24 protein-coding genes are annotated in these 22927 nt (G+C 67.2%); 9 read left to right on the plus strand and 15 right to left on the minus strand.

Features of this window, described 5'->3' with window-relative positions; genetic code table 11:
* Positions 1-48: 48 nt before the first annotated feature.
* Positions 49-882, plus strand: a complete 834-nt coding sequence (locus HQ314_RS18660) for a helix-turn-helix transcriptional regulator (protein WP_222650900.1) — start codon at positions 49-51, stop codon at positions 880-882.
* Positions 879-1295, plus strand: coding sequence for a hypothetical protein (locus tag HQ314_RS18665; protein ID WP_222650901.1), 417 nt, complete (start codon positions 879-881; stop codon positions 1293-1295). The genes HQ314_RS18660 and HQ314_RS18665 overlap by 4 nt, the downstream gene beginning before the upstream one ends.
* A gap of 36 nt (positions 1296-1331) precedes the next feature.
* On the opposite strand, the gene HQ314_RS18670 is transcribed toward HQ314_RS18665, so the two are convergent.
* Positions 1332-1682: a VOC family protein gene (locus HQ314_RS18670; RefSeq protein WP_222646528.1), complete on the minus strand. Its 351-nt coding sequence runs from the start codon at positions 1680-1682 to the stop codon at positions 1332-1334.
* Positions 1683-1908: 226 nt separating this feature from the next.
* On the opposite strand from HQ314_RS18670, the gene HQ314_RS18675 reads away from it, so the two are divergent.
* On the plus strand, positions 1909-2145 hold the full coding sequence (locus HQ314_RS18675; protein WP_037184052.1) for a hypothetical protein: 237 nt from the start codon (positions 1909-1911) through the stop codon (positions 2143-2145).
* Positions 2146-2468: 323 nt separating this feature from the next.
* Complete coding sequence (locus HQ314_RS18680) at positions 2469-3422, plus strand: ABC transporter substrate-binding protein (RefSeq protein ID WP_222650902.1); 954 nt, start codon at positions 2469-2471, stop codon at positions 3420-3422.
* A gap of 52 nt (positions 3423-3474) precedes the next feature.
* Here the strand turns inward: HQ314_RS18680 and HQ314_RS18685 are convergent, their stop codons facing one another.
* The gene (locus tag HQ314_RS18685; protein ID WP_222650903.1) at positions 3475-4434 is read right to left on the minus strand and encodes a phosphoglycerate dehydrogenase; all 960 of its coding nucleotides are present in this window, start codon (positions 4432-4434) and stop codon (positions 3475-3477) included.
* A gap of 38 nt (positions 4435-4472) precedes the next feature.
* On the minus strand, positions 4473-5309 hold the full coding sequence (locus tag HQ314_RS18690; protein ID WP_222650904.1) for a helix-turn-helix transcriptional regulator: 837 nt from the start codon (positions 5307-5309) through the stop codon (positions 4473-4475).
* Between the two features lie 99 nt (positions 5310-5408).
* Here HQ314_RS18690 and ilvD point away from each other — a divergent pair, with 99 nt between their 5' ends.
* Complete coding sequence (gene ilvD / locus HQ314_RS18695; protein WP_222650905.1) at positions 5409-7247, plus strand: dihydroxy-acid dehydratase; 1839 nt, start codon at positions 5409-5411, stop codon at positions 7245-7247.
* 13 nt (positions 7248-7260) lie between these two features.
* Here the strand turns inward: ilvD and HQ314_RS18700 are convergent, their stop codons facing one another.
* The 7 genes from HQ314_RS18700 to HQ314_RS18730 form a co-directional block, all read right to left on the minus strand.
* Complete coding sequence (locus HQ314_RS18700; RefSeq protein ID WP_261781856.1) at positions 7261-8310, minus strand: ABC transporter substrate-binding protein; 1050 nt, start codon at positions 8308-8310, stop codon at positions 7261-7263.
* Between the two features lie 46 nt (positions 8311-8356).
* Entirely contained in the window at positions 8357-9022 is a 666-nt protein-coding gene (locus HQ314_RS18705; protein ID WP_222650906.1) for a hypothetical protein, read from the minus strand.
* 105 nt (positions 9023-9127) lie between these two features.
* Positions 9128-10312: an SGNH/GDSL hydrolase family protein gene (locus HQ314_RS18710; protein WP_222650907.1), complete on the minus strand. Its 1185-nt coding sequence runs from the start codon at positions 10310-10312 to the stop codon at positions 9128-9130.
* A gap of 53 nt (positions 10313-10365) precedes the next feature.
* The gene (gene bla / locus HQ314_RS18715) at positions 10366-11289 is read right to left on the minus strand and encodes a class A beta-lactamase (protein WP_222650908.1); all 924 of its coding nucleotides are present in this window, start codon (positions 11287-11289) and stop codon (positions 10366-10368) included.
* Entirely contained in the window at positions 11286-11555 is a 270-nt protein-coding gene (locus tag HQ314_RS18720) for a metal-sensitive transcriptional regulator (RefSeq protein ID WP_027504397.1), read from the minus strand. Before HQ314_RS18720 ends, bla begins: the two co-directional genes overlap by 4 nt.
* 60 nt (positions 11556-11615) lie before the next feature.
* Positions 11616-12035 carry a DUF302 domain-containing protein gene (locus tag HQ314_RS18725; protein ID WP_222650909.1) on the minus strand — a complete coding sequence of 140 codons (420 nt, stop codon included), beginning with the start codon at positions 12033-12035 and terminating at the stop codon, positions 11616-11618.
* A 29-nt stretch (positions 12036-12064) separates the two neighbouring features.
* Positions 12065-14131, minus strand: a complete 2067-nt coding sequence (locus HQ314_RS18730; protein ID WP_222651020.1) for an MMPL family transporter — start codon at positions 14129-14131, stop codon at positions 12065-12067.
* Positions 14132-14486: 355 nt separating this feature from the next.
* Here HQ314_RS18730 and HQ314_RS18735 point away from each other — a divergent pair, with 355 nt between their 5' ends.
* On the plus strand, positions 14487-14918 hold the full coding sequence (locus HQ314_RS18735; RefSeq protein ID WP_222650910.1) for a DUF6153 family protein: 432 nt from the start codon (positions 14487-14489) through the stop codon (positions 14916-14918).
* Between the two features lie 85 nt (positions 14919-15003).
* Positions 15004-15630, plus strand: coding sequence for a DUF305 domain-containing protein (locus HQ314_RS18740; protein WP_027504393.1), 627 nt, complete (start codon positions 15004-15006; stop codon positions 15628-15630).
* A 57-nt stretch (positions 15631-15687) separates the two neighbouring features.
* Here the strand turns inward: HQ314_RS18740 and HQ314_RS18745 are convergent, their stop codons facing one another.
* From HQ314_RS18745 to HQ314_RS18755, 3 genes are read right to left on the minus strand one after another with little or no spacing between them, the layout of a single operon-like run.
* A complete protein-coding gene (locus HQ314_RS18745; RefSeq protein ID WP_222650911.1) occupies positions 15688-16098 on the minus strand; it encodes a low molecular weight phosphatase family protein in 411 nt (136 codons plus the stop codon).
* Complete coding sequence (gene arsB / locus HQ314_RS18750) at positions 16098-17186, minus strand: ACR3 family arsenite efflux transporter (RefSeq protein ID WP_222628042.1); 1089 nt, start codon at positions 17184-17186, stop codon at positions 16098-16100. The genes HQ314_RS18745 and arsB overlap by 1 nt, the downstream gene beginning before the upstream one ends.
* Positions 17183-17545 carry a helix-turn-helix transcriptional regulator gene (locus tag HQ314_RS18755; RefSeq protein ID WP_056446484.1) on the minus strand — a complete coding sequence of 121 codons (363 nt, stop codon included), beginning with the start codon at positions 17543-17545 and terminating at the stop codon, positions 17183-17185. Before HQ314_RS18755 ends, arsB begins: the two co-directional genes overlap by 4 nt.
* A gap of 129 nt (positions 17546-17674) precedes the next feature.
* Between HQ314_RS18755 and HQ314_RS18760 the strand changes: the two genes are divergently transcribed.
* Together HQ314_RS18760 and HQ314_RS18765 are read left to right on the plus strand one after the other, a co-directional pair.
* A complete protein-coding gene (locus HQ314_RS18760) occupies positions 17675-19180 on the plus strand; it encodes a SulP family inorganic anion transporter (protein ID WP_222646538.1) in 1506 nt (501 codons plus the stop codon).
* Between the two features lie 79 nt (positions 19181-19259).
* Entirely contained in the window at positions 19260-19643 is a 384-nt protein-coding gene (locus HQ314_RS18765) for a MerR family transcriptional regulator (protein WP_222646663.1), read from the plus strand.
* Position 19644: 1 nt separating this feature from the next.
* Here the strand turns inward: HQ314_RS18765 and nhaA are convergent, their stop codons facing one another.
* A complete protein-coding gene (nhaA, locus tag HQ314_RS18770; protein ID WP_027504387.1) occupies positions 19645-20967 on the minus strand; it encodes a Na+/H+ antiporter NhaA in 1323 nt (440 codons plus the stop codon).
* 25 nt (positions 20968-20992) lie between these two features.
* Complete coding sequence (locus HQ314_RS18775; RefSeq protein WP_235578789.1) at positions 20993-22780, minus strand: BCCT family transporter; 1788 nt, start codon at positions 22778-22780, stop codon at positions 20993-20995.
* Positions 22781-22927: the final 147 nt, after the last annotated feature.

The following is a 22927-nucleotide window of genomic DNA, read 5'->3' on the forward strand; positions in this document are numbered from 1 at the left end:
AGTACATGATGTCCGTCGTTCGAGGCGGTCGTATTGCACAATTACGACATGGGCGAACGGCCGATCGACGTGACGGAAAGGTCGGGCGTTCTGGTGCCGTCGAATCTCGAACGGTTCGCAGCACGGTGGTCGCCACCGGCCGGGTCGATCGCGGACGTGGTGGACACATACTGGGCTGTCGAGTGGAACTTGGCTTCGAACGAGCAAGTCACGCAAAGGATACTGGAATTCCCGGCCGTCACGGTGAGCATCGAGTCGGGTGATGTCCCGGCTCCGGTCATGGTCACCGGCGTGCAGCGATCCGCGTGGGTGCGCACGATCCGAGGCGCCGGAACGGTGTTCGCGATTCGTTTGCGGCCCGCGGGTCTGGCCGCGATATCGAGCCTCACGCCGTCGAAATTGTCTGCACAGACGCCACTCGAGCGCGGTATGGACGCGACTCTCTTCGACATGATGACCGAGATCGCACAAGCTGAGGATCCCGCGGCGCGCGCCGATGAGGTGATCGCGGAGGCCCGGGCCACCACACCGCCCTCGCACGAGCATCTTCTGGCCAACGCTGTGGTGGACACGCTGTCGCGGACGGTGCGTTCCCGAACCGGCTCGCGGCTGGCAGCCGAAGTGGGTGCGAGTGAGAGAGCCGTGCAACGGGCCCTGCAGTCCACGCTGGGTATGGGACCGAAAGCGGTGGCTCGCCGTATCCGGCTGCAGGAGGTCGTGCGACAACTGTCCATTCCTGGTGTCGATGTCTCCGACATCGCGGTATGCCTCGGCTACGCAGACCAGGCGCACCTCATCCGGGACTTTCGCGGCGTTGCCGGGGTGACGCCGGGGCAGTACGTACGTGAGAACAGCTCGTCGGAACGAGAGGATCGATCGTGAATGCACTCGGACCGTTGCTCCCCATTCTGGGGACCTGGAACACGAACGGGCGAGTTGTCGGAGACGGTGTCACCGTCGTCGGCACGGACACCTATCGAAGACTGCCTGGCGAATCCTGGATCGCCCACGACGTCGACGTCGTCATGGGCACCGACCACGTCGTCGCACATGAGCTGATCGGTGGAGAGCACTCTTCGGGTGGGTGGGCCATGTACGCGTTCGACAGCGCCGCGCAACCGACGCTCATGCGGTTGACCTTGCAGGACGACACCACACTTCTGCTCGAGGGCGACGGCGTGCGGAGCCGGCTGGACCTCCGCGCCGGTACCGGACGAATGCGTGCCGAGTGGGAACGTGTGGACGACGGGGCGTGGGCACCGTGGATGACTCTGACTTTCGATCGCATCGTGTGACTCGGCTGCACACATTCGTCCCGATCGTCGGGTCGGTCAGTACACCGTCCGGAAACCGCCTATCAGGGTGATGACGTTGCCGTCGGGATCGGTGATCGGCGCGAGCCGAACTCCGTTGGTGGCGTCCGTGGTGTCGCCGACGGCGAGTCCGCGGCCCGCGAGCTCGGTGGTGTGAGCGTCGAGGTCGTCGACGGCGAGGTTCGACCGCGTCCGGCCGGCCCGGTCGGCATCGAGGAACACCTGCATCCACGCCCCCGGCACGATCTGCCACTCGATCAGACCCGGCATGGGGTTGTTGTCGGGTTCGCGTCCCAGCAGGCGCGTGTACCACTCGCGTGCGACATCGATGTCGCGCACGGGTACGACGGTCAGTACGTGGTCGATCATGGGCTCGTCCTCTCGTCGGATGTCACTGATGTGGACCGGCGCGAGGTCGGCAACTCATCGACCACGCGACCGCTGTGCGTGATCCGGTGCAGCTGACCGTGCTGTACACGGTTCACTGCACCGGATCGTCCGGCACACGGGAGTGGTGAGGGGTGTGGCAGCAGGGGCGGCTCGCTATCGTGAGTGACTGGACCGGCACGGTCGATGACGATGGAGGCGAACCGGGGTGGCGGACGATTCGGACGTGGCGCAGGCGCGGGTGTTTCTCGCGGCGCTGGACGACGAGATCGCGACCGTATCGGTTCAACTCGAGGACGCGCGTCGGCTCGCCGCAGAAGCTCGGGCCAGGGGGAACGCGCCCACCGGTACGTGGCACGAGCAGCAGGCCGCGACACACAAGCGGACTCTGCGAGAGCTGCACCGGCAGACGCAGAATTTGCGCACCCGGTTCGCGCTGGCCTGAGATCCGCACTCTGGAACCTCCGCGAACGGGAACTCGATCCGGAGCGGTGGACTCGACGTCGTAGGGTCGACGTGTGAGGACACGACTCGGCGCTCTGGACCGTCGCACCCGCACAGCGCTCGGCGGCCCGGGCTCGGGGTGGTCGCGCTTGCTGCGCTCGTCGTTCTCGGTGCCGTGATCCTCGTCCACGCGGTGGCCCCGGATGGGTGGGTCGTGGCGGTAGTGCTGGCGCTCGTTGCGCTGGTCGTCAATCTCGGAGGCGCCCGCCGTTCACGCAGACGGTGACTCACTGAAGTGAGGTAAGCCTGCGCTAACATTCGGACATGTCGACCATCTCCGCCGGGCGCGCCGGCGCTCTCCTCGCTGCCCTGGCTCTGGCTGTCGCCGGGTGTTCCACCGAGTCCGGGAGCAGTTCCGGTGGGGAAGGGTGGTCTCACACCACTGCCTTCGGCAACACCGTGGCGCTGGACGCACCGCCGGACACGGTGGTCGTCGATGCGTATTCGGCTGCCGCACTGTGGGACTACGGTGTTCGCCCTGCCGGGGTCTACGGCTACGGCATCACCAACGGGCTGGGTCTCGGTGACGCGGACCTCGATTCCATGACCGTCGTGGGTACGGATGCGGTGTTCGAGACGGAGGTGGCGGCGAATATGGGCGCCGACCTCGTCGTCGGCTATTCCGCCGAGACCGATCCCACGTCCTGGATCTGGTGGGAGGCAGCGCAGGCCGAGCAGATCAACGTCGTCGCTCCCTTCCTTGGCATCGACCCGTCCTCGTCGCTCGACGGAACGCTGGATCAATACCGTTCGCTCGCAGCATCACTGGGCGCCGACGTGGACTCCCCGGAGATCGCATCCGACCGTGCGGACTACGACGCGGCGAAACAGCGGGTGCGCGATGCTGTCGCCGCGAATCCCGGCGTGACGGTGCTGCCCGTCAACGCGGCCGCCGACGCCGTGTACATCGGAACGGAACAGTTGTCGGTGCTGGGACTGCTCTCGGACCTCGGTGTGAGTCTCGCGGGTCCGGGATTCGACGGACCGTGGGCGACGGTGAGCTGGGAGAACGTGGCTCAGTACCCTGCCGACATCGTTCTCGAGTACCCCGCGAGCCGTGAGGTGCTGGACGCCTCACCCGTCTACGGTTCCATTCCTGCGATCACCTCGGGCGATGTTCTGGACTGGGACGACAAGCGTCCCAACACCTATGCCGAGTACGCGGACTGGCTCGACCGCCTTGCGGACGCCGTCGACCGCTCGAGCTCGTCGACCTGACGCCGACCGGGGGGTACTCCTGCATGATCCAGGGGCTCCGGCCGGCGGCGGCTCAGGGTCGTCTCGTCGCCACCGCCGACTCGTTGATCGCACCCGCAGCTGGCCGACCGGCCAGTGCTGCGATGACGGACTCGGCGGCGGCGGTACCCGCATCGGTGCGCGCCTCCCGGGTCTGACCGGCCAGGTGGGAGGTGGCGACGACCGTGGGCATGGCCAGGAGCGGATTGTCCGGGTCCGGTGGTTCGATGGCGAAGACGTCGAGTGCCGCCCCAGCGATGGTGTGGTCGCGGAGCGCGTCGACGAGGGCATCCTCGTCGACCATCGATCCGCGGGCCGTGTTGACCAGGTAGGCAGAGGGTTTCATCTCGGCGAGTGCCGCGGCGTCGATGACGGGTGCGCCGCCGGCACGGGCGTGGAGACTGACGAAGTCGGACCCGCGGAGCAGAGTGGTTCTGTCGACGTAGGTGACGTCGAGTGCGGGGTCGGGATGGCCGGTGGAGATCAGGACGGTCATGCCGAATGCGTGAGCGAGGTCCGCGACGGCCCGTCCGCTCGGCCCGAGACCGATGATGCCGAGAGTCGCGCCCCGTAGCTGCCGGGTGTCGTGGCGTGGCCACTCTCCGCGCCGCACGCCGTCGGTGGTCTCACCGATCCGCCTCGCGCACATCAGGAGCAGAGCGAGGGTCATCTCGGCCACCGCATGGCGGTTGGCTCCGGGGGTGTTACAGACGAGGACGCCGTGAGCGGTGGCGGCCTCGATGTCGATCGAGTCGTATCCGACTCCGCTACGCGCGATCACCCTGAGGGACGGGGCCGCGGCGAGCATGGCGGCGGTGACGGGTTCGCTGGCGATGACGGCAGCGTCACACCCGGCGAGGAGCGCGGCCATCTCACCGTCGGGACGGGGCCCGGCGGCGGGGGAGTGGACGGTCTCGTGACCGTGCGCCCGGAGCAGGGTGTCGACGTCGTCGCCGGGGTGGAGGTAGTCGGTGGTGATGAGGACGGTAGCCATGTGTCCCTCTTTCGTGTCCGTGCCGATCCGGGTCGGCGTCATTCGCCGATCAGGCGCTGCACCTTCTCGCGAGTGTCGGTCCCCGCGACAGGAAGGTAGACGACGATGTTCAGGTCCTTGTGATCGGTCGGCGCCAACTGGTGGTGCTCGAAGCGCAGCTCTCCGACGACAGGGTGCCGGAAGACGCGCTCACGTGAGGCGAATCCCTCGATGTCGCGGTTGTCCCACCCGTCGGCGAACGTGTCACTCGTCCTGCGGAGCCGATCGACCAGATCGGTGAAGGCGGCGGTGCCGAGGGCGGCGCCTCCGTCCGCCCGGAACTCCGCGAGGAAGCGTCTGCTGTCGGTCTCCCAGTGCGGGAGCAACTCACGCACGTACGGGTCGGTGAAGACCAGCCACAGGAGGTTTCGGTCCGCTGCCTCCACGGTCTCGATGCGGGGGAACAACGCACGGTACGCACGATTCCATCCGGCGATCGTCCACTCCGGACGGAGAGCGAACGCGGGGAAATCGGTGAGGGCATCGAGCAGACGTTGCACGGCCGGCGGCGTCGTCTCCGCGCTCGACGGTGTCGGCGTGGGCGGGTGTCCCGCGAGGTCGAGAACGTAATCGTGCTCGGCAGGCGTGAGGTGCAGCGTCGCAGCAATGGCATCGAGGACTTGGCGTGACGGGTGGATGTCGCGCCCTTGTTCGAGCCAGGTGTACCAGGTGACGCTGACGTGGGACAGCGACGAGACGTCCTCCCTACGTAAGCCTGTCGACCGGCCCCGCGGAACGGGCGGCAACCCGAGCCGCGACCGTGGCAGTGCCGAGCGGCGGGCGCGCAGGAAAGCTCCCAGCTCACGGCGCGCGGCGAAGTCCCGGTCGGTGGTCACACGGCAACTCTACGATCGTCCACGCGTGAAGGTGGTGGTGGTGATACCAGTACCGGAGCTGTCTTCCTGCGGCGGCACTCGACCGGCATCGTCGTCCCCATGCCTGCACTTCGATCGAGAACCGTCACGCACGGACGCAACATGGCGGGGGCCCGCGCGCTACTACGCGCCGCGGGGGTGAACGGCGACGATTTCGGTAAGCCGATCATCGCCGTCGCGAACAGCTTCACCGAGTTCGTTCCCGGCCACACCCATCTCCAGCCGGTCGGCCGCATCGTCTCGGACGCGATCACCGCAGCCGGCGGCATTCCGCGCGAGTTCAACACGATCGCGGTCGACGACGGCATCGCGATGGGACACGGCGGGATGCTCTACTCGCTGCCCTCCCGCGATCTCATCGCCGACTCCGTCGAGTACATGGTGAACGCACACTGCGCGGACGCTCTCGTGTGCATCTCGAACTGCGACAAGATCACCCCCGGGATGCTCATGGCCGCACTGCGACTGAACATCCCGGTGGTGTTCGTCTCGGGCGGTCCGATGGAGGGTGGCACCGCAGTGCTCGTCGACGGCACCGTGCGAACCCGACTCACCCTGGTGTCCGCCATGTCCGATGCCGCCGCCGGTGACGTCTCGGACGAGGACCTGGCACGCGTGGAGGAGTCAGCGTGCCCCACGTGCGGGAGCTGCTCGGGCATGTTCACGGCAAACTCGATGAACTGCCTGACCGAAGCGCTGGGGCTCGCTCTGCCGGGCAACGGAACCACGCTCGCCACGCACACGGCGCGTCGGGACCTCTACGAGAATGCCGGGCGCACCGTGGTCGATCTGTGCCGTCGGTGGTACGACCACGACGACGAGTCGGTCCTTCCTCGGCAGATCGCCTCACGCGCTGCGTTCGACAACGCCATGGCCCTCGACATCGCGATGGGTGGATCGACGAACACGATCCTGCATCTCCTGGCCGCGGCACGCGAGGCTGAACTCGACTACAGCCTCGACGATATCGAGAAGCGTTCGCGGATGGTCCCATGTCTGTGCAAGGTGGCACCCAACGGGCACTACCTCGTCGAGGACGTGCACCGCGCCGGTGGAGTGCCCGCCATTCTCGGTGAGCTCCGCAGGGGCGGGCATCTGCACGATCACGTGCACACGGTGCATTCGGAGTCTCTCGCCGACTGGCTCGACCGGTGGGACGTCCGGTCCGGGTGTGCCGACGAGGCCGCGATCGAGTTGTTCCACGCCGCACCGGGATGCGTGCGTTCCGCCACTGCGTTCTCGCAGTCCGAGCGTTGGGAGACGTTGGATCTCGACTCCGCCGGCGGATGCATCCGCGATGTGGAGCACGCGTACTCGGCCGACGGCGGCCTGGCGGTTCTGCGCGGCAACCTGTCCGCCGACGGATGTGTGGTGAAGACGGCGGGCGTCGACGACTCCATCCTCACCTTCACCGGCCCGGCCGTGGTCGTGGAGTCGCAGGAGGACGCATGTGACGCCATCCTGTCCGGACGGATCGTGGCCGGCGACGTGCTGGTCGTGCGGTACGAGGGTCCGCGCGGTGGGCCCGGAATGCAGGAGATGCTCTATCCGACAGCATTTCTCAAGGGTCGCGGCCTCGGGGCTTCGTGTGCGCTGATCACCGACGGCCGCTTCTCCGGCGGGACATCGGGTCTGTCGATCGGGCACGTGTCTCCGGAGGCGGCCGCGGGTGGCGTGATCGCTCTGGTCGAGGACGGGGACAGCATCACCATCGACATCCCGCACCGCTCGATCACACTGGACGTCGCCGACAGCGTGCTCGCGCAACGGCGTTCTGCCCTCGACGGCTTCCGGCCCCGCCACAGGCAGCGCGAGGTGAGCGTCGCTCTCTGTGCGTACGCCGCGCTCGCACTGTCCGCAGACAAGGGTGCGGTGCGCGACGTCGATTCGCTCCGGTGAGTCCCGTGGTTCGTCACTGCTCCGTTGCGTCGACCGCCGTCGCCAAGCCGTCGACGAGAGTCGGGAGGAAGTAGGGAATCGTCAGTGCCGTCGGGCCGATGGCGGCCCCGGCTTCCTGGCCGACGAATCCGGCGACGGCACCTGCCGCCACAGCGGGGATCTGCCGCGACACGTCGGATGACAGGAACTCCCGGAGTGCCGCGTCCGTGTCCACCTGTGTGAAGACGACAGAGGCATCGATTCGGGAGATTTCCTCGGACGACACCGCGGTCGAGAACGTGGAATCACCGGTCGCCAGTTCGGTGACGGACGGATCGGACGTGAATCCCAGGTTCTCGAGCAACTCGACGCGCGGGTCCGAGGGAAGCAGGAGGTAGTAGACGTCCTGCGCCTCGGACACGTAGGCGATGGTTCGGTCTCGGAACTCGGGGTGTCCTGCGCCGGCACCGACGACCTGCTGGTCCAGTTCTGACACGAGTTCCGTTGCCTCGACGCTCTTTCCGAGAACCTCACCGGTGACACCGATCGTGTCTCGCCACGGAGTCGACCAGAGCTCGGACGGCGGTGCGACCACGGGAATGCCGGCCGATGTGACCGCGTCGTACTCGCTCCGAGTGAGGCCGGAATGTGGTGCCAGCAGGACGTCGGGGTCGGCTGCGACGAGCTTCTCGACCGACAGGGGACCCAAAACGTCGTCCAGGAGAGCCGGTGCCTCACCGCCGTTCCGGGCGATCGACTCGGCGATCCACGGGTACGTCAGGTCGTCACCGCCGCCGTACGTGGTCGACGGCATGGCCACCGGCATCACCCCGAGAGCCAGCACGGCATCCGTGGCGCCGGCACCCCAGGTGGCCACGCGGGCGGGTGTCGAGTCGAGGACGGTCTCGCCGTACATGTGCCGCAACGTCTTCGGGAACGACGCATCGGCGGTCGTCGCCGAACCGGGGTCAGCGGGGTCCGACGAGCTGCAGCCGACGAGGTGCGCGGTCACCGCCACGGCGGCGATGAGAACTGTGATCGAGCGTCTCGTCCATCGTGGGACGCTGCCGGGAATACGCATCATGCCTTGATGCTAAGGGTAGGCTGCCCTTATGACGCAATCAACGAGGTCAGGTGCCGGTTCCCCGTCGCCCGACTGAATCGACGATGACCCGTGCCTGCGCCACCGACGAGCGCCCGTGAGAATCAGCGACCGCGCGCAGAAGTGCGGATGCGGCGGATACGGAAAGCTCGTGCCTGGCGGCCATCATTCCGATCGCCGTGTGCACCACGTCGGTGTCGGGGCCGGGCTGTGCACCGTTCTCGGCGGCGAAGTCGGTGGCGCACAGAGTGCCGAGAGAGTGCGCCAGTCGGCCGAGAGGGCCGTCGAGCTCCGTCGACCACCCTCGACCTCTCCAGGTGCGTCGGTGAAGTTGCAAGGTTCCCGACGGTCGGGCGCGGGGGCCCACAGGGAACACCCGTAGCCACCCGACGCCCAGGGCGCCGGTCACCTGCGGCCACCGCAGGCGATCGAGTGAATCCTCCACCGCGGCATCGTGGACCGCACCGTCGGCGAGAGCGTCGACGACCGGACCGAGCCCGATTGCCTGGAGTTCCCGTGCGACGCGGGCCGCCGTCGCGTCTGTCACGTGCGCGACATTCTGCACCGACCAGTCGCCGGGCGGGACCAGAACCAGGGCGGCGCCGTCGGCGCCCGTCAGATCGACACAGACATCCACGATGTCGGTGATGACCGACGTGCGAAGCCTGCCGTCGTGGTTCCCCGCGCTCACCATCGAGGGTTGTCCTCTCTCGGTGCGCGGGTGTCGCGCTTGACTCGGGACTACCCCCATTCTCGCCACCCCACGCGCATTCCGTGAGAATGCACCGACTGGTCACACTCACGTTCCCCGGTCGGGCCCAGGCCCCGTGATCACTCCCGGCGCGAACGGCCCTGACGGGCCGAAGGCGATGTCCGCGAAACGCTGTCCCATGACGGCGTGGGCGTCGGTGTCGGGATGCAGGTTGTCCGGAAGTGGGTGGCGCCGTTCGTCGTCCTCGCCGAGAAGCAGCAGTCCGTCGAGGTGGTGGAGGTTCGGGTCGTCCGATCGACTGTCGACGATCTGAGCGAGCGCGTCACGGATCACGCGAAGTGTCAGGCGTCCGAGCGCGATGTCGCCCTCCGTGCCCGTCGCGCGAAATCTCGCGGAGCCGGCGGCGAACGAGTCGGGATCGATCGCCCCGGGTCCCGGAGTGTTCTCGTGGATCGCGCAGTGGATCGGCGAGATCAGCAGCAGCGGTGTGGTCGGGTGCCCGTCGCGGACGGTGTCGAGGAACCCGTGAACTGCGGGAACGAACGAACGAAGGCGCATTGCATCGAGGTTGACGACGTTGATGCCCAGCTTGACGCTGATGACGTCCGCGGGGGAGTCCCGCACGACGCGAGCCATGAACGGATCGACGAAGGCGCTGCCCCCGAAACCCAGGTTGCGCAGCCGAACGCCGGCACGACGGGCCGCGACGACAGGCCAGATGCGCGTAGGGCTCGCGGCGTTGGATCCCTGGCTGATCGAGCTGCCGTGGTGCAGCCACCTCGGTCCGCTCGTCGGCGCCGGGTGCAGAACGGCATCAGCGGACAGCGAGACCAGATCCACCTGTTCGTTGTGGGGTAGCCAGATCTCGACCGTCTTCTCCCCGGCCGGCAGATCGGTGAGGGTGATGCGCTCCGTCGTTCCCGGGTGGACCGTGCTCGTCCCGGTGGTCGGATCGATCTCGACGGTGTCACCGCCCGACAGCACGTGCGACTGAAGCACCGAGTCGTTCACCACCACGTCGACGGCGCCCCGGTCGCGCATCACACCCCGGTAGGTCATGCGCGTGGTGTGGACCTCGAGGACCATCTGGACGGCGGTCGTGCGCGCGGCGATACGCACTCCGGACGGTTGCGCCTCCATCATCGCGAGCTGCGGGTCCGCATCGCGTTGCCGGACGGCACGGGGGAGCCGGTGTGGGCGCACGCCCCGATCCACGCGTTCGAGCTCGGCTGCACCGAGGACGATGTCGTCGTTGAGTGGTGCGGTGATCATACTTTCCGAGACTACCTAACGGTGTTCAGGGGCTACCTAACGGTGTTCAGGGGCTACCGAACGGTGTTCAGGACGACCGCGGCGCTCTCGCTCACCGCGGCGTCCTCGTACGGTGCCGAGGCGTCGTTCTTCCGTGTCAGCACCGTCAGTACCAGCGGGGGACGGCCGGGTGGTGTGACGACGGCGATGTCGTTCCGCACGACCCCGGCGCCACCCGACTTGTCGGCCACCGTCCATCCGCTCGGCGCCCCCGCGCGGACGAGTGCGTCGCCCGTGGCGTTCCCGCTCATCCACTCGGCCAGGATCGCTGCGTCGGCATCGGTCGACGAGCCGGCACCCCGCAGTGCGGCCAGACTCGTCGTGAACGCGTCGGCGGTGGTGGTGTTTCCGGTGCTGTCGGGTCCAACCGTGTTGAGGCCCGGCTCCACGTCGACGATGTCCGTGACATCGTCGCCGAGTCGGGACAGAGCCGCATCGAGCTCTGCGGGACCGCCGATTTGGTCGAACACGAGGTTGGTCGCCGTGTTGTCGCTCTCCCGCACGGCCGCTTCCGCCAACTCGGCCGCCGTGAGTCCGGTGTCCAGACGTGCCGTGGTCACCGGTGAATATCCCGCGCGCTCGATGTCGGCCGCGGTCCACCTCACGAGGTCGTCCCGAGCGTCCTCAGGGGTTCGTCGCAGGAACTCGGCTGCCAGGAACACCTTCACTGTCGAAGCGAAACCGAAACGTTCGGCTCCGCGATAGCTGATCGTCTCGCCGGTCCCGGTGTTCAGGAGGCTGACACCCACCGTCACGTCGTAGCGCTCCTCGACAGCCTGCAGTCCGGTCGAGACGTCGTCGCGCTCTGCTCGACTCGACGTGGGAGCCGGCGAGACGGGCACACCGCCCGACGGAGCGCACGCGGTGAGGGCCAGGGCGACGACAGCGAGCGCGACGCGCGGTCGGGCCGCCGTGTGCAGGAGTGCTCGTCTCGTCACGCGAGTGCGAGGAACAGCTTCTCGAGTTCCGCCTCGGTCATGGGTTCCTTGTTGTCGGCGGTGGCACCGGTCATACATTCGCGCAGGCCGGTGGCGACGATCTTGAACCCTGCCCTGTCGAGCGCGCGCGAGACGGCGGCGAGCTGGGTGACGACCTCCTTGCAGTCGCGGCCGTTCTCGATCATCGAGATGACCCCGGTGAGTTGGCCGTTGGCGCGCCGGAGTCGGTTGAGTACCAGTGCGATGCTGTCGTCGTCGCCGACCATGATGAACTCCTGTCAGAACTGCCGTGAGCTGTCGATGGTACCCCCGGGGGCATCAGAGTCTCAGTGTCCGGGTGCCGGTTCGTCGGCGAGCGTGGCGATGGCAGCGCGGAGCTTGGTCGCTGCGTCGCGGGCGACGTCGCCGAGCGCCGGCACTCCGGTCGACTGGACCATGATGTCGGGGTTCATGGCGTCGACGATGATCACGTCGGCGTTGTCCGGGTCCTCGCGGACGACGACGTTGCAGGGGAGCAGCAGGCCGATCTGTCGCATGACGCCGACGGCGCGGTGGGCCAGGGGCGGGTTGCACGCGCCGAGAATCAGGTAGCGCTCCATGTCCTCACCGAGCTTGGCTTTCAGGGTGGCCTGCATGTCGATCTCGGTGAGCACACCGAAACCCTGCTCTGCCAGGGCGTCTCGGGTGCGCTGGACGGCGGTGTCGAAGTCGGTGCCGGTCAGAGTGGTGGTCAGAGCGATATTCATGAGTGGTCCTTCGGTGGTGGGTGAACGGATCAGTGAGAGAAGCTGATCGACGGGAGAGCCTTGCGGAGCCAGGCGGGTGACCACCAGGCGGCGGAGCCGGTGAGTCGGAGCAGGACGGGTAGCAGGATCAACCGGATGAGCACCGCGTCGAGAAGCACGGCGACGCCGAGAATGATGCCCATCTCTTTCGGCGGGAGCGGGTCGGCGAGGGCGAAGGTGAAGAACACCGCCACCATAACCGCGGCCGCGGCGAAGATGACCCGACCCGAGTGGGCGAGACCGTCGATCATCGCCGTCGTCGCGTCGCCGGTGCGCTCGTAGTGCTCCTTGGCGGTGGCGAGGAGGAACACGGTGTAGTCCATGGCGATGGCGAAGATCATCGCGAAGAAGAACACCGGCCCCCACCCGTTCAGGAAGCCCTGCGGGGTGAATCCGAGCAGCGAGGCGCCGTGTCCGTCCTGGAAGATCAGCTTCGCGACGCCGAACGCGGCGGCGGTGGAGAGCAGGCTGACCGCGGTGCCCAGGAACGCGATCAAGGGTGCTTGCAGTGCGACGAGGAGCAGCACGAATCCGAGGATCAGGATGATCGTGACGACGAGCGGCAGGTAGTCGTTCAGGGCCTGCTGCAGGTCGAGGTTCTCCGCGGGGGCGCCGCCGACCAGTGCCGACTCCGGGAGTTCGCCACGGAGGTCGGCAAGAATGGTGCCCATCGACTCGTCGGACGGGTCGACAGCCGGAATCGCCTGCAGTAGTGCATAGCCGGAGCCGTCAGCGGCGGGTTGCGGCGGGGTGACCATCGCGATACCGGGCACCTCCGAAGCGGCAGAGGCTGTGTCGGCGGCGTCGGTGTCGGGGACGACGATCTGCAGTGCGCCGGGGGCGCCGTCACCGAACTGCTGCTGGACGAGGGCGTAGCCCTGCCGCACCGGTGCGTCCTCGGGGACCACGGAGATCGACGGCATCGCGACCTTCAGGCCGAGAACAGGAAGTGCGAGTGCGACGAGGACGCCGATCGAGGCGAGCGCGAACGGCCACGGGTGCTTGTGCAGGAGAGCGCCCCACGCGGCGAACATCGGCGAGCGGTGCTGCTGACGCTTCGCGTAGGGGAGGGACGCGGCGTTGACCTTCGATCCGAGCGCGCCGAGGGCGGCGGGGAGCAGGGTGAGGGTGGCGAGCAGGACGAAGGTGACGGCGAGCATGATGCCGACGGCCATGGTCCGCACTGCGGGGGCGGGGACGATCAGCACGGCGGACAGGCTGACGAGGACGGTGAGTCCGGACAGGACCACGGCTTTGCCGGCGGTGTCCATGGTCTCGGCGACGGCCGCGCGGGGATCGCGGGAGCGCAGGGCGTCGCGGAAGCGGGCGACGAGGAACAGTGCGTAGTCGATGCCGAGTGCGAGGGCGAACATCATGGCGAAGTTCATGGCCCACACCGAGATCGGGGTGATCTCGTTGAGCAGGACCAGCCCGCCGGCGGAGGCGACGAGACCGGCGATGGTCAAGAGCAGCGGGAGTCCGGCGGCGACGAGCGAGCCGAACGCGAGGACCATGATGGCGAGGGTGACGGGCCAGGAGATGAGTTCGGCCTGGATCATCGCGTCGTGGTTGGCCTTGTTGAAGTCCGACCACAGCGCCGACGCTCCGGTGGGGTAGACCTCGACACCGTCGCCGGAGAGTGCGGTGAGCTGGTCCTTGACGTCGTCGACGGCGGTGACCATCTCGTCGGTGGTGCCGTCAGCGCCGGCGATGAGGATGCCGGTGCGTCCGTCCGGGCTGATCGTCATCCCCGGCTGCGGGGGCACGATCTCACCGAAACGCGGGTCCGCGTTCAGGATGTCGGTCGCGCCGGTGAGCGCGGCGGTCGCTGCCGGGTCGCTCAGCGCACCGGAGTCGCTGTGGACGACGACCTGCACCGCGGCGGAGGAGTTGCCGCCGAAGTGCTCCTCGGCGAGCTCGCGGACCTGCACCGATTCCGATCCGTTCGCCTGCCACCCGGCGCCGGCGAGGGACGCGAACACCGACGGTGCAGCGGATCCGAGGGCGATCAGCAGAATCAGCCAGGTGCCGAAGACCCAGCGGCGGCGGGTGACCATGGCTGCGCCCCACCGGCCGAGGGCACTGTCGTGGTGGTCGCCTGGCAGGGATTCGGCGACGGTGTCGGACTGGGACACGGTGGACTCCTATACGGGTGGGGGTATCTGAGCGGCCTGGATCGGCCATCGTCGAGAAGTGGTGTGAGGGTGTGCTCAGCGGTGGAACTGTGAGCATTCGGCAAGGGGGCCCACAGGACACCCCTTCCGCGTTCGATCCGCTGTACTGCGCACACCGTGTCACATACGAGGGGGGGTATGCAAGTACCCCCTGGGGTATCTGACCGAGGTTGCCGGGTTTCGGTGCGACGACCGCCCGACGTACCCCCAGGGGGTACTCGTCGGTACGCTGGGGCCCGTGTTGCACAGTCTTCGGCAGCGACGTTCGCTGACCCTCGCTGTGCCGATGGCCTGGTGGGCCGTCTCGATCGCACTGGGCGTGGTGCTGATGCACATGGTGGTGCCCGTCCAGACCGCCGCGGCCCATGAAGCGATGCCGAACCACCACGCGTCGATGGACGCGGAGGTCCACGCTGACGCCGCCACGCACATCGCGGAGCCCGGTCCGGCGGCGGAGCGACTGCCGTGTCCCGACGGTCACGACATGATGCATCCGTGCATCGGGACGGTCACCTCGTTCCCGCCGATGTCGGTCCCGATCGGGGCCGTCGAGTGCCTGCCGGCGCTCGATGACGCATCCGACCGTGTCGTCGTGATCGTCGCCCGCGCAGGTCGAGCTCCACCATGGGCGCTGTCCTCGCTGGACGACTCGGTACTTCTGCGCGTGTGACGGGGAGCCCGGGGCAGTGATGCCCCGGCGGATCGCACGTCGATTCAGACCCCTTTTCCGTTCGACACACCTCAGGAGTACGCCCATGCATGTCAAGAACACGACAGTCACCACACTCGCCGCTGCCGCGATCGGAGTCGCCCTCGTCGCCGGTTGTGGCGACGACGGGTCGTCCGCGTCGATGGAGGGCCACTCGATGGGTTCCTCGTCCATGGAGTCCGCGCCGTCTCAGGATCCCGCTGCGGACTTCGCCGACGCCGACGTCGCGTTCGCATCGATGATGTACCCGCACCATGCTCAGGCTGTCGAGATGGCCTCCATGGTCGACGGGCGTTCCACGAACCCGGACGTGGTCACGCTCGCCGACGAGATCGCGGACGCGCAGGGACCCGAGATGGACCAGTTGGCCTCATGGCTGGCGGAGTGGGGTCAGCCGTCTCCGTCGGCAACGCCCGACGACATGCAGGGCATGGACCACGGGTCAGGGAGCGGAATGATGAGTTCGCAGGACATGGCCTCCCTGACGGCCTTGTCCGGCGACGAGTTCGACCAGCGGTGGCTGACGATGATGATCGACCATCATCGAGGTGCGGTCGCCATGGCGGAGACGGAGATCGAAGAGGGCTCGAACGACGACGCGGTCGCGATGGCTCGCACGATCGTCGACACGCAGAACGCCGAGATCGCCAGGATGGAACAACTTCTCGGTTGACCTCCGGCCGACGGCCGCCACTCCGACGGGAGTGCCGGCCGTCGGGTGCGGCCCGTGTCAGATCCGCAGTCGCGCCGCGAGTTCGTCGACGCGCGTGGCGATGTCGTCGCGCACCAGGCGCATCCGCTCGATGCCCTCGATACCTCGCGTCGACGGCTCGTCGGTGTCCCACTTCAGGTAGGTCGGTCCCTCGACCGGGTCGACGGTCGCCTCGGTGCCGAGGGTGACGACGAAGTCCATCCGGGACATCAGATCCGGATCGATCGGCTTGGGGTGCTCACCGGTGAGATCGACTCCGACCTCACGCAGCGACTCGGCCGACAGAGCATTGACTGCACTGCCGGGGGCAGTCCCGGCGGAATGCACCTCGACATCGTCACCGGCGACCGTGCGCATCAGCCCTGCGGCCATCTGCGACTTGCCGCCGTTCTTCACGCAGACGAACAACACACTCGGCTTGCGGTACATCAGGATTCCTTCGTCTGTCGGGCGGGTGAAAATCGTCTGCGCAGTGCCAGCGAGACGTAGACGAGTCCCACGAGCACGGGGACTTCGATGAGGGGTCCGACGACGCCGGCGAGGGCTTGGCCGGACGTGGCTCCGTAGGTGGCGATCGCGACGGCAATGGCGAGTTCGAAGTTGTTGCCCGCCGCGGTGAACGCCAGGGTGGTCGTGCGTTCGTAGCCCAGGCCCATGGCGGCGCCGAGGGCGTATCCGCCGCCCCACATCACGGCGAAGTACACCAGCAGCGGGAGCGCGATGCGGACGACGTCCAGGGGCTGGGAGGTGATGCGGTCGCCCTGCAGGGCGAACAGGACGACGATGGTGAACAGCAGTCCGTAGAGCGCCCACGGCCCGATCTTGGGGATGAACGAGGTCTCGTACCAGTCGCGGCCCTTGGCGCGTTCGCCGAAGTACCGGGAGGCGAATCCGGCGATCAACGGGATGCCCAGGAAGATCAGCACGGACTTCGCGATCTGCCACGGTGATGCCTCGATGGTGGTCTGGTCGAGGCCGAGCCAGCCGGGGAGCACGGAGAGGTAGAACCAGCCGAGGACGGCGAACATGATCACCTGGAACACAGAATTGATCGCCACGAGTACGGCTGCGGCTTCGCGGTCGCCGCAGGCGAGGTCGTTCCAGATGATGACCATCGCGATGCAGCGGGCGAGTCCGACGATGATCAGTCCGGTGCGGTACTCCGGTAGGTCGGGGAGGAACAGCCAGGCCAGAGCGAACATCAAGGCGGGGCCCAGGATCCAATTCAGAGCGAGAGAACCGAGCAGGAGCTTCTTGTCACCGGTGACGGTGTCGAGCCGGTCGTAACGCACCTTGGCCAGCACCGGGTACATCATGATCAGCAGGCCGATCGCGATCGGCAGGGAGACGCCGTCGACGGAGATGGACGACAGGGCGTCGTTCATCCCGGGGATCAGTCGTCCGAGCAGGAGCCCGACGACCATCGCGACGCCGATCCACACCGGCAGGAAGCGGTCGAGGGTGGAGAGCTTGCCGACGACGGCGGGGTGGTCGCTGGTGTTCGCCGCGGTGCTCATGCGGTCACCAGCGTCGGGTCGACGGTGGCCATGACGGCCGACAACTGCTGCAGCGCATCGGGAACCACGCGGTAGTAGACCCAGGTTCCACGCCGCTCGGAGCCGAGCAGGCCGGCCTGGCGAAGCACCTTGAGGTGGTGGGAGATGGTCGGCTGCGACAGGTCGAAGGATCCGGAGATGTCGCACACGCACGCCTCACCACCGTCATGACTCGCGATGAGACTGAGCAGGCGCAACCGGACCGGGTCGCCCAGCGCCTTGAACATCGACGCGAGGATGTGCGACTGCTGCTCGGTCAGAGGTTCACGAACCAGGGGCGAGCATCGGACGCCCGTGTCGGGCTCTGACTGATTCGACATTCTTCTATATTGACGGTTGTCGATGGTCTCGGTCAATTCGCACTCTACTCTCCGGTGAGAGTAGAGTTCCGCCCCAGCGGAGGGCCGTGCTCGGCCTCCGGCAGTCCCGCACCGTGAAAGAGGCTCGTCATGTCCCACGCCGGCTCGACCGTCGCCCCACCCGAGGACACCTCGGTGCTGGCCGCGCTGCGCTCACCTCGTCGACTGAAGACCGAGGTGCTGGCGGGCCTGGTCGTCGCGCTGGCGCTGATCCCGGAGGCGATCTCGTTCTCCATCATCGCCGGTGTCGATCCCCGCGTCGGACTGTTCGCGTCCTTCACGATGGCGGTCACCATCTCGATCGTCGGCGGTCGTCCGGCCATGATCTCGGCCGCCACCGGAGCGATCGCCCTCGTCGTCGCGCCACTGTCACGCGAGTACGGCCTCGACTACCTCATCGCCGCCGTGATCCTCGGTGGCGTCCTGCAGATCGTGCTCAGCGTCGTCGGAGTGGCGAAGCTGATGCGCTTCATTCCGCGCAGCGTGATGATCGGGTTCGTCAACGCGCTCGCCATCCTCATCTTCACGTCGCAGTTGCCCTACCTCATCGGCGTGCCCGCCCTGGTGTATCCCCTCGTGGCAGTGGGTCTCGTGGTCATGGTGTTCCTTCCCAAGCTGACGACCGTAGTGCCCGCACCGTTGATCGCCATCGTGATGCTCACCGCCGCCACCCTCGTGTTCGCGCTGCAGGTTCCCGATGTCGGCGACGAGGGCGAGCTGCCGTCCTCGCTTCCGACGCTGCTGCTCCCGAACGTGCCGTTCACCCTCGACACCCTGTCGATCATCGCGCCGTTCTCGCTCGCCATCGCACTGGTGGGTCTGCTCGAATCACTCATGACCGCGAAGCTGGTGGACGACATCACCGATTCGCGCTCGAACAAGACCCGCGAGGGTTGGGGCCAGGGTGTCGCCAACCTCGTCACGGGCTTCACCGGCGGCATGGGCGGCTGCGCGATGATCGGCCAGACCATGATCAACGTGAAGGTCTCCGGCGCACGTACCCGGATCTCGACCTTCCTCGCCGGAACGTTCCTGCTGATCCTCGTGGTGGGACTCGGCGACATCGTGGCACTCATCCCGATGGCCGCGTTGGTCGCGGTCATGATCATGGTCTCGGTGGGCACGTTCGACTGGCACAGCATCCGTCCGTCGACCCTGCGGCGCATGCCCAAGAGCGAGACGCTGGTCATGATCGCCACGGTGGCCGTGACCGTCGCGACCCACAACCTGGCCTACGGCGTCGTCGTCGGTGTCGTCACCGCGATGGTGCTCTTCGCGCGGCGGGTCGCGCACCTCACCGAGGTGGTCGACGTGGCGCACCCGGACGAGAACACGCGCGTCTACAAGGTCCTGGGAGAGCTGTTCTTCGCCTCCAGCAACGATCTGATCCACCAGTTCGACTACGTCGGTGACCCCGAGAACATCGTCATCGACATGTCGGAGTCCCACATCTGGGACGCCTCCACGGTCGCGACGCTCGATGCCGTCACCACGAAGTACGCGGCGAGGGGCAAGAAGGTCGAGATCGTGGGGCTGAACGCGTCGTCCGTGGAACGACGGGACCGGCTCAGCGGAAACCTCGGCGCAGGACACTGATCGGGCCCGGTCTCCGGGTCGGAACTAGAGTCGACGCACACTCGACGTACGACGAAGGAGCGGGACAGTGGGCGAGAGCATGCAGATCGGTGAGGTCGCCGAGCGCACGGCACTGTCCATTCGCACACTGCGCCACTACGACTCGGTGGGTCTCGTCGTCCCGTCGGCGCGATCGGCCGGCGGATTCCGGCTCTACACCGAGGCCGACGTCGAGCGGTTGTTGGTGATCCGGCGGATGAAGCCGCTGGAGTTCACGCTGGCCGAGATGGGCGAGCTGCTCGCAGCCCTCGACGTCCTCGGGAACGGCGATGCCGACGACGAGGACCGAACTGCCGCAACACAATTCGTCGACCAGTGCCACGACAAGGCGCTGGACCGGTGCGAGACGTTGCGACGCCATCTCGCCTACGGCGAGGAGTTCGCAGCTCTGCTCGCGGCCCGCAGGCCGGTCACCGAACTCTGAGTCAGCTCTCCTCGCGGCGCTGATACACGTCGGGGATGCCGTCGTGATCGTCGTCGCGGGTCTCCTCCTCGTGGATCAGCTTGTACGCGCGGTTGCGGCTGCGCAGAATCGCGGCGGCGATGCACGCCGAGATCACCGATCCGGTCAGCACTCCGACCTTGACGTGATCGTCTCGCTCGGTGCTCTCACCGAAGGCGAGGTCGCCGATCAACAGCGAGACGGTGAAACCGATGCCGGCGAGAACGGCGACGCCGAACACGTCACGCCACGCGAGTCCGGCATCGAGAGTGGCACGGGTGAAGCGGGACACGAGATACGTGGTGCCCAGCACGCCGATGGTCTTGCCGACCACCAGTCCCGCGACGATGCCGATGGCGATCGGGTCGCCGAGCGCCTCGAAGAAGCCCGACACGCCGCCGACGGTCACGCCGGCGGCGCAGAATGCGAAGAGCGGCACTGCGACACCGGCAGAGAGAGGTCGGATGCGATGTTCGAAGTGTTCGGCCATACCGGGACCGGCCTCCGGACCGCCGGCGGCGCGGCTGCGGATCACCGGCACCGCGAATCCGAGCAGCACGCCGGCGACCGTGGCGTGAACGCCGGACTCGTGCATGAGAACCCAGGTGACGACCGCGAGGGGAATGAGAATCCACCACGACCGGATCCGTCGCTGCACGGCGACGGCGAAGAGGGCGAGCGGGATCATCGCGGCGCCGAGCGCCACGAAGTTCAGGTCGGCGGTGTAGAAGATCGCGATCACCGTCACCGCGAGGAGATCGTCGACGACGGCCAGCGTGAGCAGAAAGGTGCGCAATGCGAGCGGTAGGTGCGTGCTGACGACGGCGAGAACGGCGACCGCGAAGGCGATGTCGGTCGCGGTGGGAATGGCCCACCCCAGCAGTGCGCCGTCACCGGTGCGCAGATTGACGACGACGAAGATCAGTGCGGGCACGGCCATGCCGCCGATCGCGGCCGCGATGGGCAGGGCCGCACGCGCCGGGTCGCGGAGGTCGCCGGCGACGAACTCGCGCTTGAGTTCGAGGCCCACGACGAAGAAGAAGATCGCGAGCAGGCCGTCCGCGGCCCACGTGGAGAGAGTGAGATCGAGGTGGAGCGCGGACGGGCCCACTCGTGTCGCCATGAGCGTGTCGTAGGCGGCCGACCACGGGGAGTTGGCCCAGACGAGAGCGATCACCGTGGCGACCAGCAACAGGGCACCCCCGACGGTCTCCTTGCGCAGCACGTCGGTGATGCGCGAGGCTTCGGACCACGACCCCCGCGAGAGCAGACTGCGACGCGTGGGAGGTGGCGAGGATGACGTCATGGGGTGCCCTTCGGTGCTCTGACGATCAGGAGTTGTCGTACGCGGTGGCGTCGGTACGGCGTTGGTGGGCTTCGCCTTCGGCGGAGTCCGCGAACTCGGGGGTGTCGAAGACCTCGCCGCCGAGCGGATCGACCGGCTCGTCGTGCTCCGAGTACTGAACGGCGCCGGTGTCCGGGTCGATCTGAAGTCGGCTCTGCGGTACCGACTGGACCGCGAGCAGCCCGGACGGAGTGGACAGGCCGTCCTTCGACGGGGACAGACCGGCGAACGTGGTGGAGATACCGCCGCGCTCCGGCCGTCGCGCCGGTGTCGCGCGGTCCACGGGCGGTGCATCTCCGGCAGGGGTGATCCGGACGTAGGACGGCGTGGTGGCCACCTCGTAGCGGAAGGCCTTCAGGAGTGACACGCACGCCAGCACCATGATGATCGAGAACGGCACCGCGGTCGCGATCGACGCCGTCTGCAAGGCCGTGAGTGATCCGGATCCACCGATCAGCAGCAGAACAGCGGCAGCGACGCCCTCGAGCACGGTCCAGTAGACGCGGGTGATCTTGGGTGTGTCGAGATCACCACCGGTGGAGAGGATGTCGATGACCAGCGAGCCGGAGTCCGAGGAGGTGACGAAGAAGAACACGATCACCGCGATGGCGAGAACGCTCGTGACGGTCGCGAGCGGAAGACCGTCGAGAAGCTGGAACAGGCTCGTGTCCGTGCCGACCGTTCCGTCGTCGGCGAGCATGGTGCCCTCGTTGCGCTGACGGAGGATTCCGGAGTCACCGAAGATGGTGAACCACAGCGAGCCGACGAGAGTCGGTGCGAGCAGCACGCCGAAGACGAATTCGCGGATCGTGCGGCCGCGCGAGATCCGTGCGATGAACATGCCGACGAACGGTGCCCAGCTCATCCACCATCCCCAGTAGAAGATGGTCCAGGCGCCGGCCCACCCGTCCTCGGCGAAAGGCGATGTACGGAGCATCAATTCCGGCAGTGCCTGGACGTACCCACCGAGGTTCTGCACCCACGACTGCATGAGGAACAGCGTCGGTCCGGCGATCAGGACGAACACAGCCAAGCCGGCGGCGAGTGCCATGTTTATGTTGGAGAGCCATTTCAGGCCCTTCGACACACCCGAGACGACGGAATACGTAGCGAGCAACGTGACGAAGGCAATGAGGGCGATGGTCAGCCAATTGTTCGTCTCCACCCAGCCGAGGTAGGACAGACCGGCGGAAATCTGCTGAACACCGAAACCGAGTGAGGTCGCGACGCCGAACAGCGTTCCGATGATGGCGATCGCGTCGATGGCGTGACCGATACCGCCCTCGATCCGTTGCCGTCCGAGCAGTGGCTCGAGGAGCCAGCGAACCGACAGGGGGCGGCCCTTGCGGTAGGTCATGTACGCGAGTCCGAGACCGACGACGACGTAGATCGCCCATGCGTGCAGACCCCAGTGGTACAGGGTGAGCTCCATGGCCTGGTTGGCGGCCGCGTCGGTCGATCCGTCGACACCCCCGGCAACCGGGGGAGTGATGTAGTGCGACAACGGTTCTGCGACGCCGTAAAACACCAGGCCGATGCCCATACCGGCGCTGAAGAGCATAGCGAACCAGGAGAGGACGCCGAATTCGGGGCTCTCGTCGTCGCGGCCGAGGCGAATGTTGCCGATACGACTGGCGCCGCAGTACAGAGCGAACACGACGAATCCCGTCGCCGTGAGGATGTACCACCATCCGACACCATCGGTGATGGCCCCGTTGAGGGCCTCGAAGGCGTCGGCAGCGGTACCCGCGAAAATGACGGAGAAAACGATCATGGCGACGATGATCGCGGACGCGGGAATGAATACCGGTTTGCGTATTCCGCGCCAGGCGGACCGTACTGAATTCACTTGTTCACATCCTGAGAAATAGACGATCGGTCAGTCGATCATGGCGGTGAGGCCGGGGTGGACGCGAATCCG

The sequence above is a fragment of the Rhodococcus sp. BP-332 genome (genome assembly GCF_019836065.1).
GTDB lineage: Bacteria > Actinomycetota > Actinomycetes > Mycobacteriales > Mycobacteriaceae > Rhodococcoides.

What these genes read in the sequence shown, in the direction of transcription:
- HQ314_RS18660 (WP_222650900.1), top strand. Translation starts at nt 49, where the DNA reads ATGGGCGAACGGCCGATCGACGTGACGGAAAGGTCGGGCGTTCTGGTG.
- HQ314_RS18670 (WP_222646528.1), bottom strand. Translation starts at nt 1,682, where the DNA reads ATGATCGACCACGTACTGACCGTCGTACCCGTGCGCGACATCGATGTC.
- HQ314_RS18680 (WP_222650902.1), top strand. Translation starts at nt 2,469, where the DNA reads ATGTCGACCATCTCCGCCGGGCGCGCCGGCGCTCTCCTCGCTGCCCTG.
- HQ314_RS18685 (WP_222650903.1), bottom strand. Translation starts at nt 4,434, where the DNA reads ATGGCTACCGTCCTCATCACCACCGACTACCTCCACCCCGGCGACGAC.
- ilvD (WP_222650905.1), top strand. Translation starts at nt 5,409, where the DNA reads ATGCCTGCACTTCGATCGAGAACCGTCACGCACGGACGCAACATGGCG.
- HQ314_RS18700 (WP_261781856.1), bottom strand. Translation starts at nt 8,310, where the DNA reads ATGATGCGTATTCCCGGCAGCGTCCCACGATGGACGAGACGCTCGATC.
- HQ314_RS18705 (WP_222650906.1), bottom strand. Translation starts at nt 9,022, where the DNA reads ATGGTGAGCGCGGGGAACCACGACGGCAGGCTTCGCACGTCGGTCATC.
- HQ314_RS18710 (WP_222650907.1), bottom strand. Translation starts at nt 10,312, where the DNA reads ATGATCACCGCACCACTCAACGACGACATCGTCCTCGGTGCAGCCGAG.
- HQ314_RS18720 (WP_027504397.1), bottom strand. Translation starts at nt 11,555, where the DNA reads ATGGTCGGCGACGACGACAGCATCGCACTGGTACTCAACCGACTCCGG.
- HQ314_RS18725 (WP_222650909.1), bottom strand. Translation starts at nt 12,035, where the DNA reads ATGAATATCGCTCTGACCACCACTCTGACCGGCACCGACTTCGACACC.
- HQ314_RS18730 (WP_222651020.1), bottom strand. Translation starts at nt 14,131, where the DNA reads ATGGTCACCCGCCGCCGCTGGGTCTTCGGCACCTGGCTGATTCTGCTG.
- HQ314_RS18740 (WP_027504393.1), top strand. Translation starts at nt 15,004, where the DNA reads ATGCATGTCAAGAACACGACAGTCACCACACTCGCCGCTGCCGCGATC.
- HQ314_RS18745 (WP_222650911.1), bottom strand. Translation starts at nt 16,098, where the DNA reads ATGTACCGCAAGCCGAGTGTGTTGTTCGTCTGCGTGAAGAACGGCGGC.
- arsB (WP_222628042.1), bottom strand. Translation starts at nt 17,186, where the DNA reads ATGAGCACCGCGGCGAACACCAGCGACCACCCCGCCGTCGTCGGCAAG.
- HQ314_RS18755 (WP_056446484.1), bottom strand. Translation starts at nt 17,545, where the DNA reads ATGTCGAATCAGTCAGAGCCCGACACGGGCGTCCGATGCTCGCCCCTG.
- HQ314_RS18760 (WP_222646538.1), top strand. Translation starts at nt 17,675, where the DNA reads ATGTCCCACGCCGGCTCGACCGTCGCCCCACCCGAGGACACCTCGGTG.
- HQ314_RS18765 (WP_222646663.1), top strand. Translation starts at nt 19,260, where the DNA reads ATGCAGATCGGTGAGGTCGCCGAGCGCACGGCACTGTCCATTCGCACA.
- nhaA (WP_027504387.1), bottom strand. Translation starts at nt 20,967, where the DNA reads ATGACGTCATCCTCGCCACCTCCCACGCGTCGCAGTCTGCTCTCGCGG.
- HQ314_RS18775 (WP_235578789.1), bottom strand. Translation starts at nt 22,780, where the DNA reads ATGATCGTTTTCTCCGTCATTTTCGCGGGTACCGCTGCCGACGCCTTC.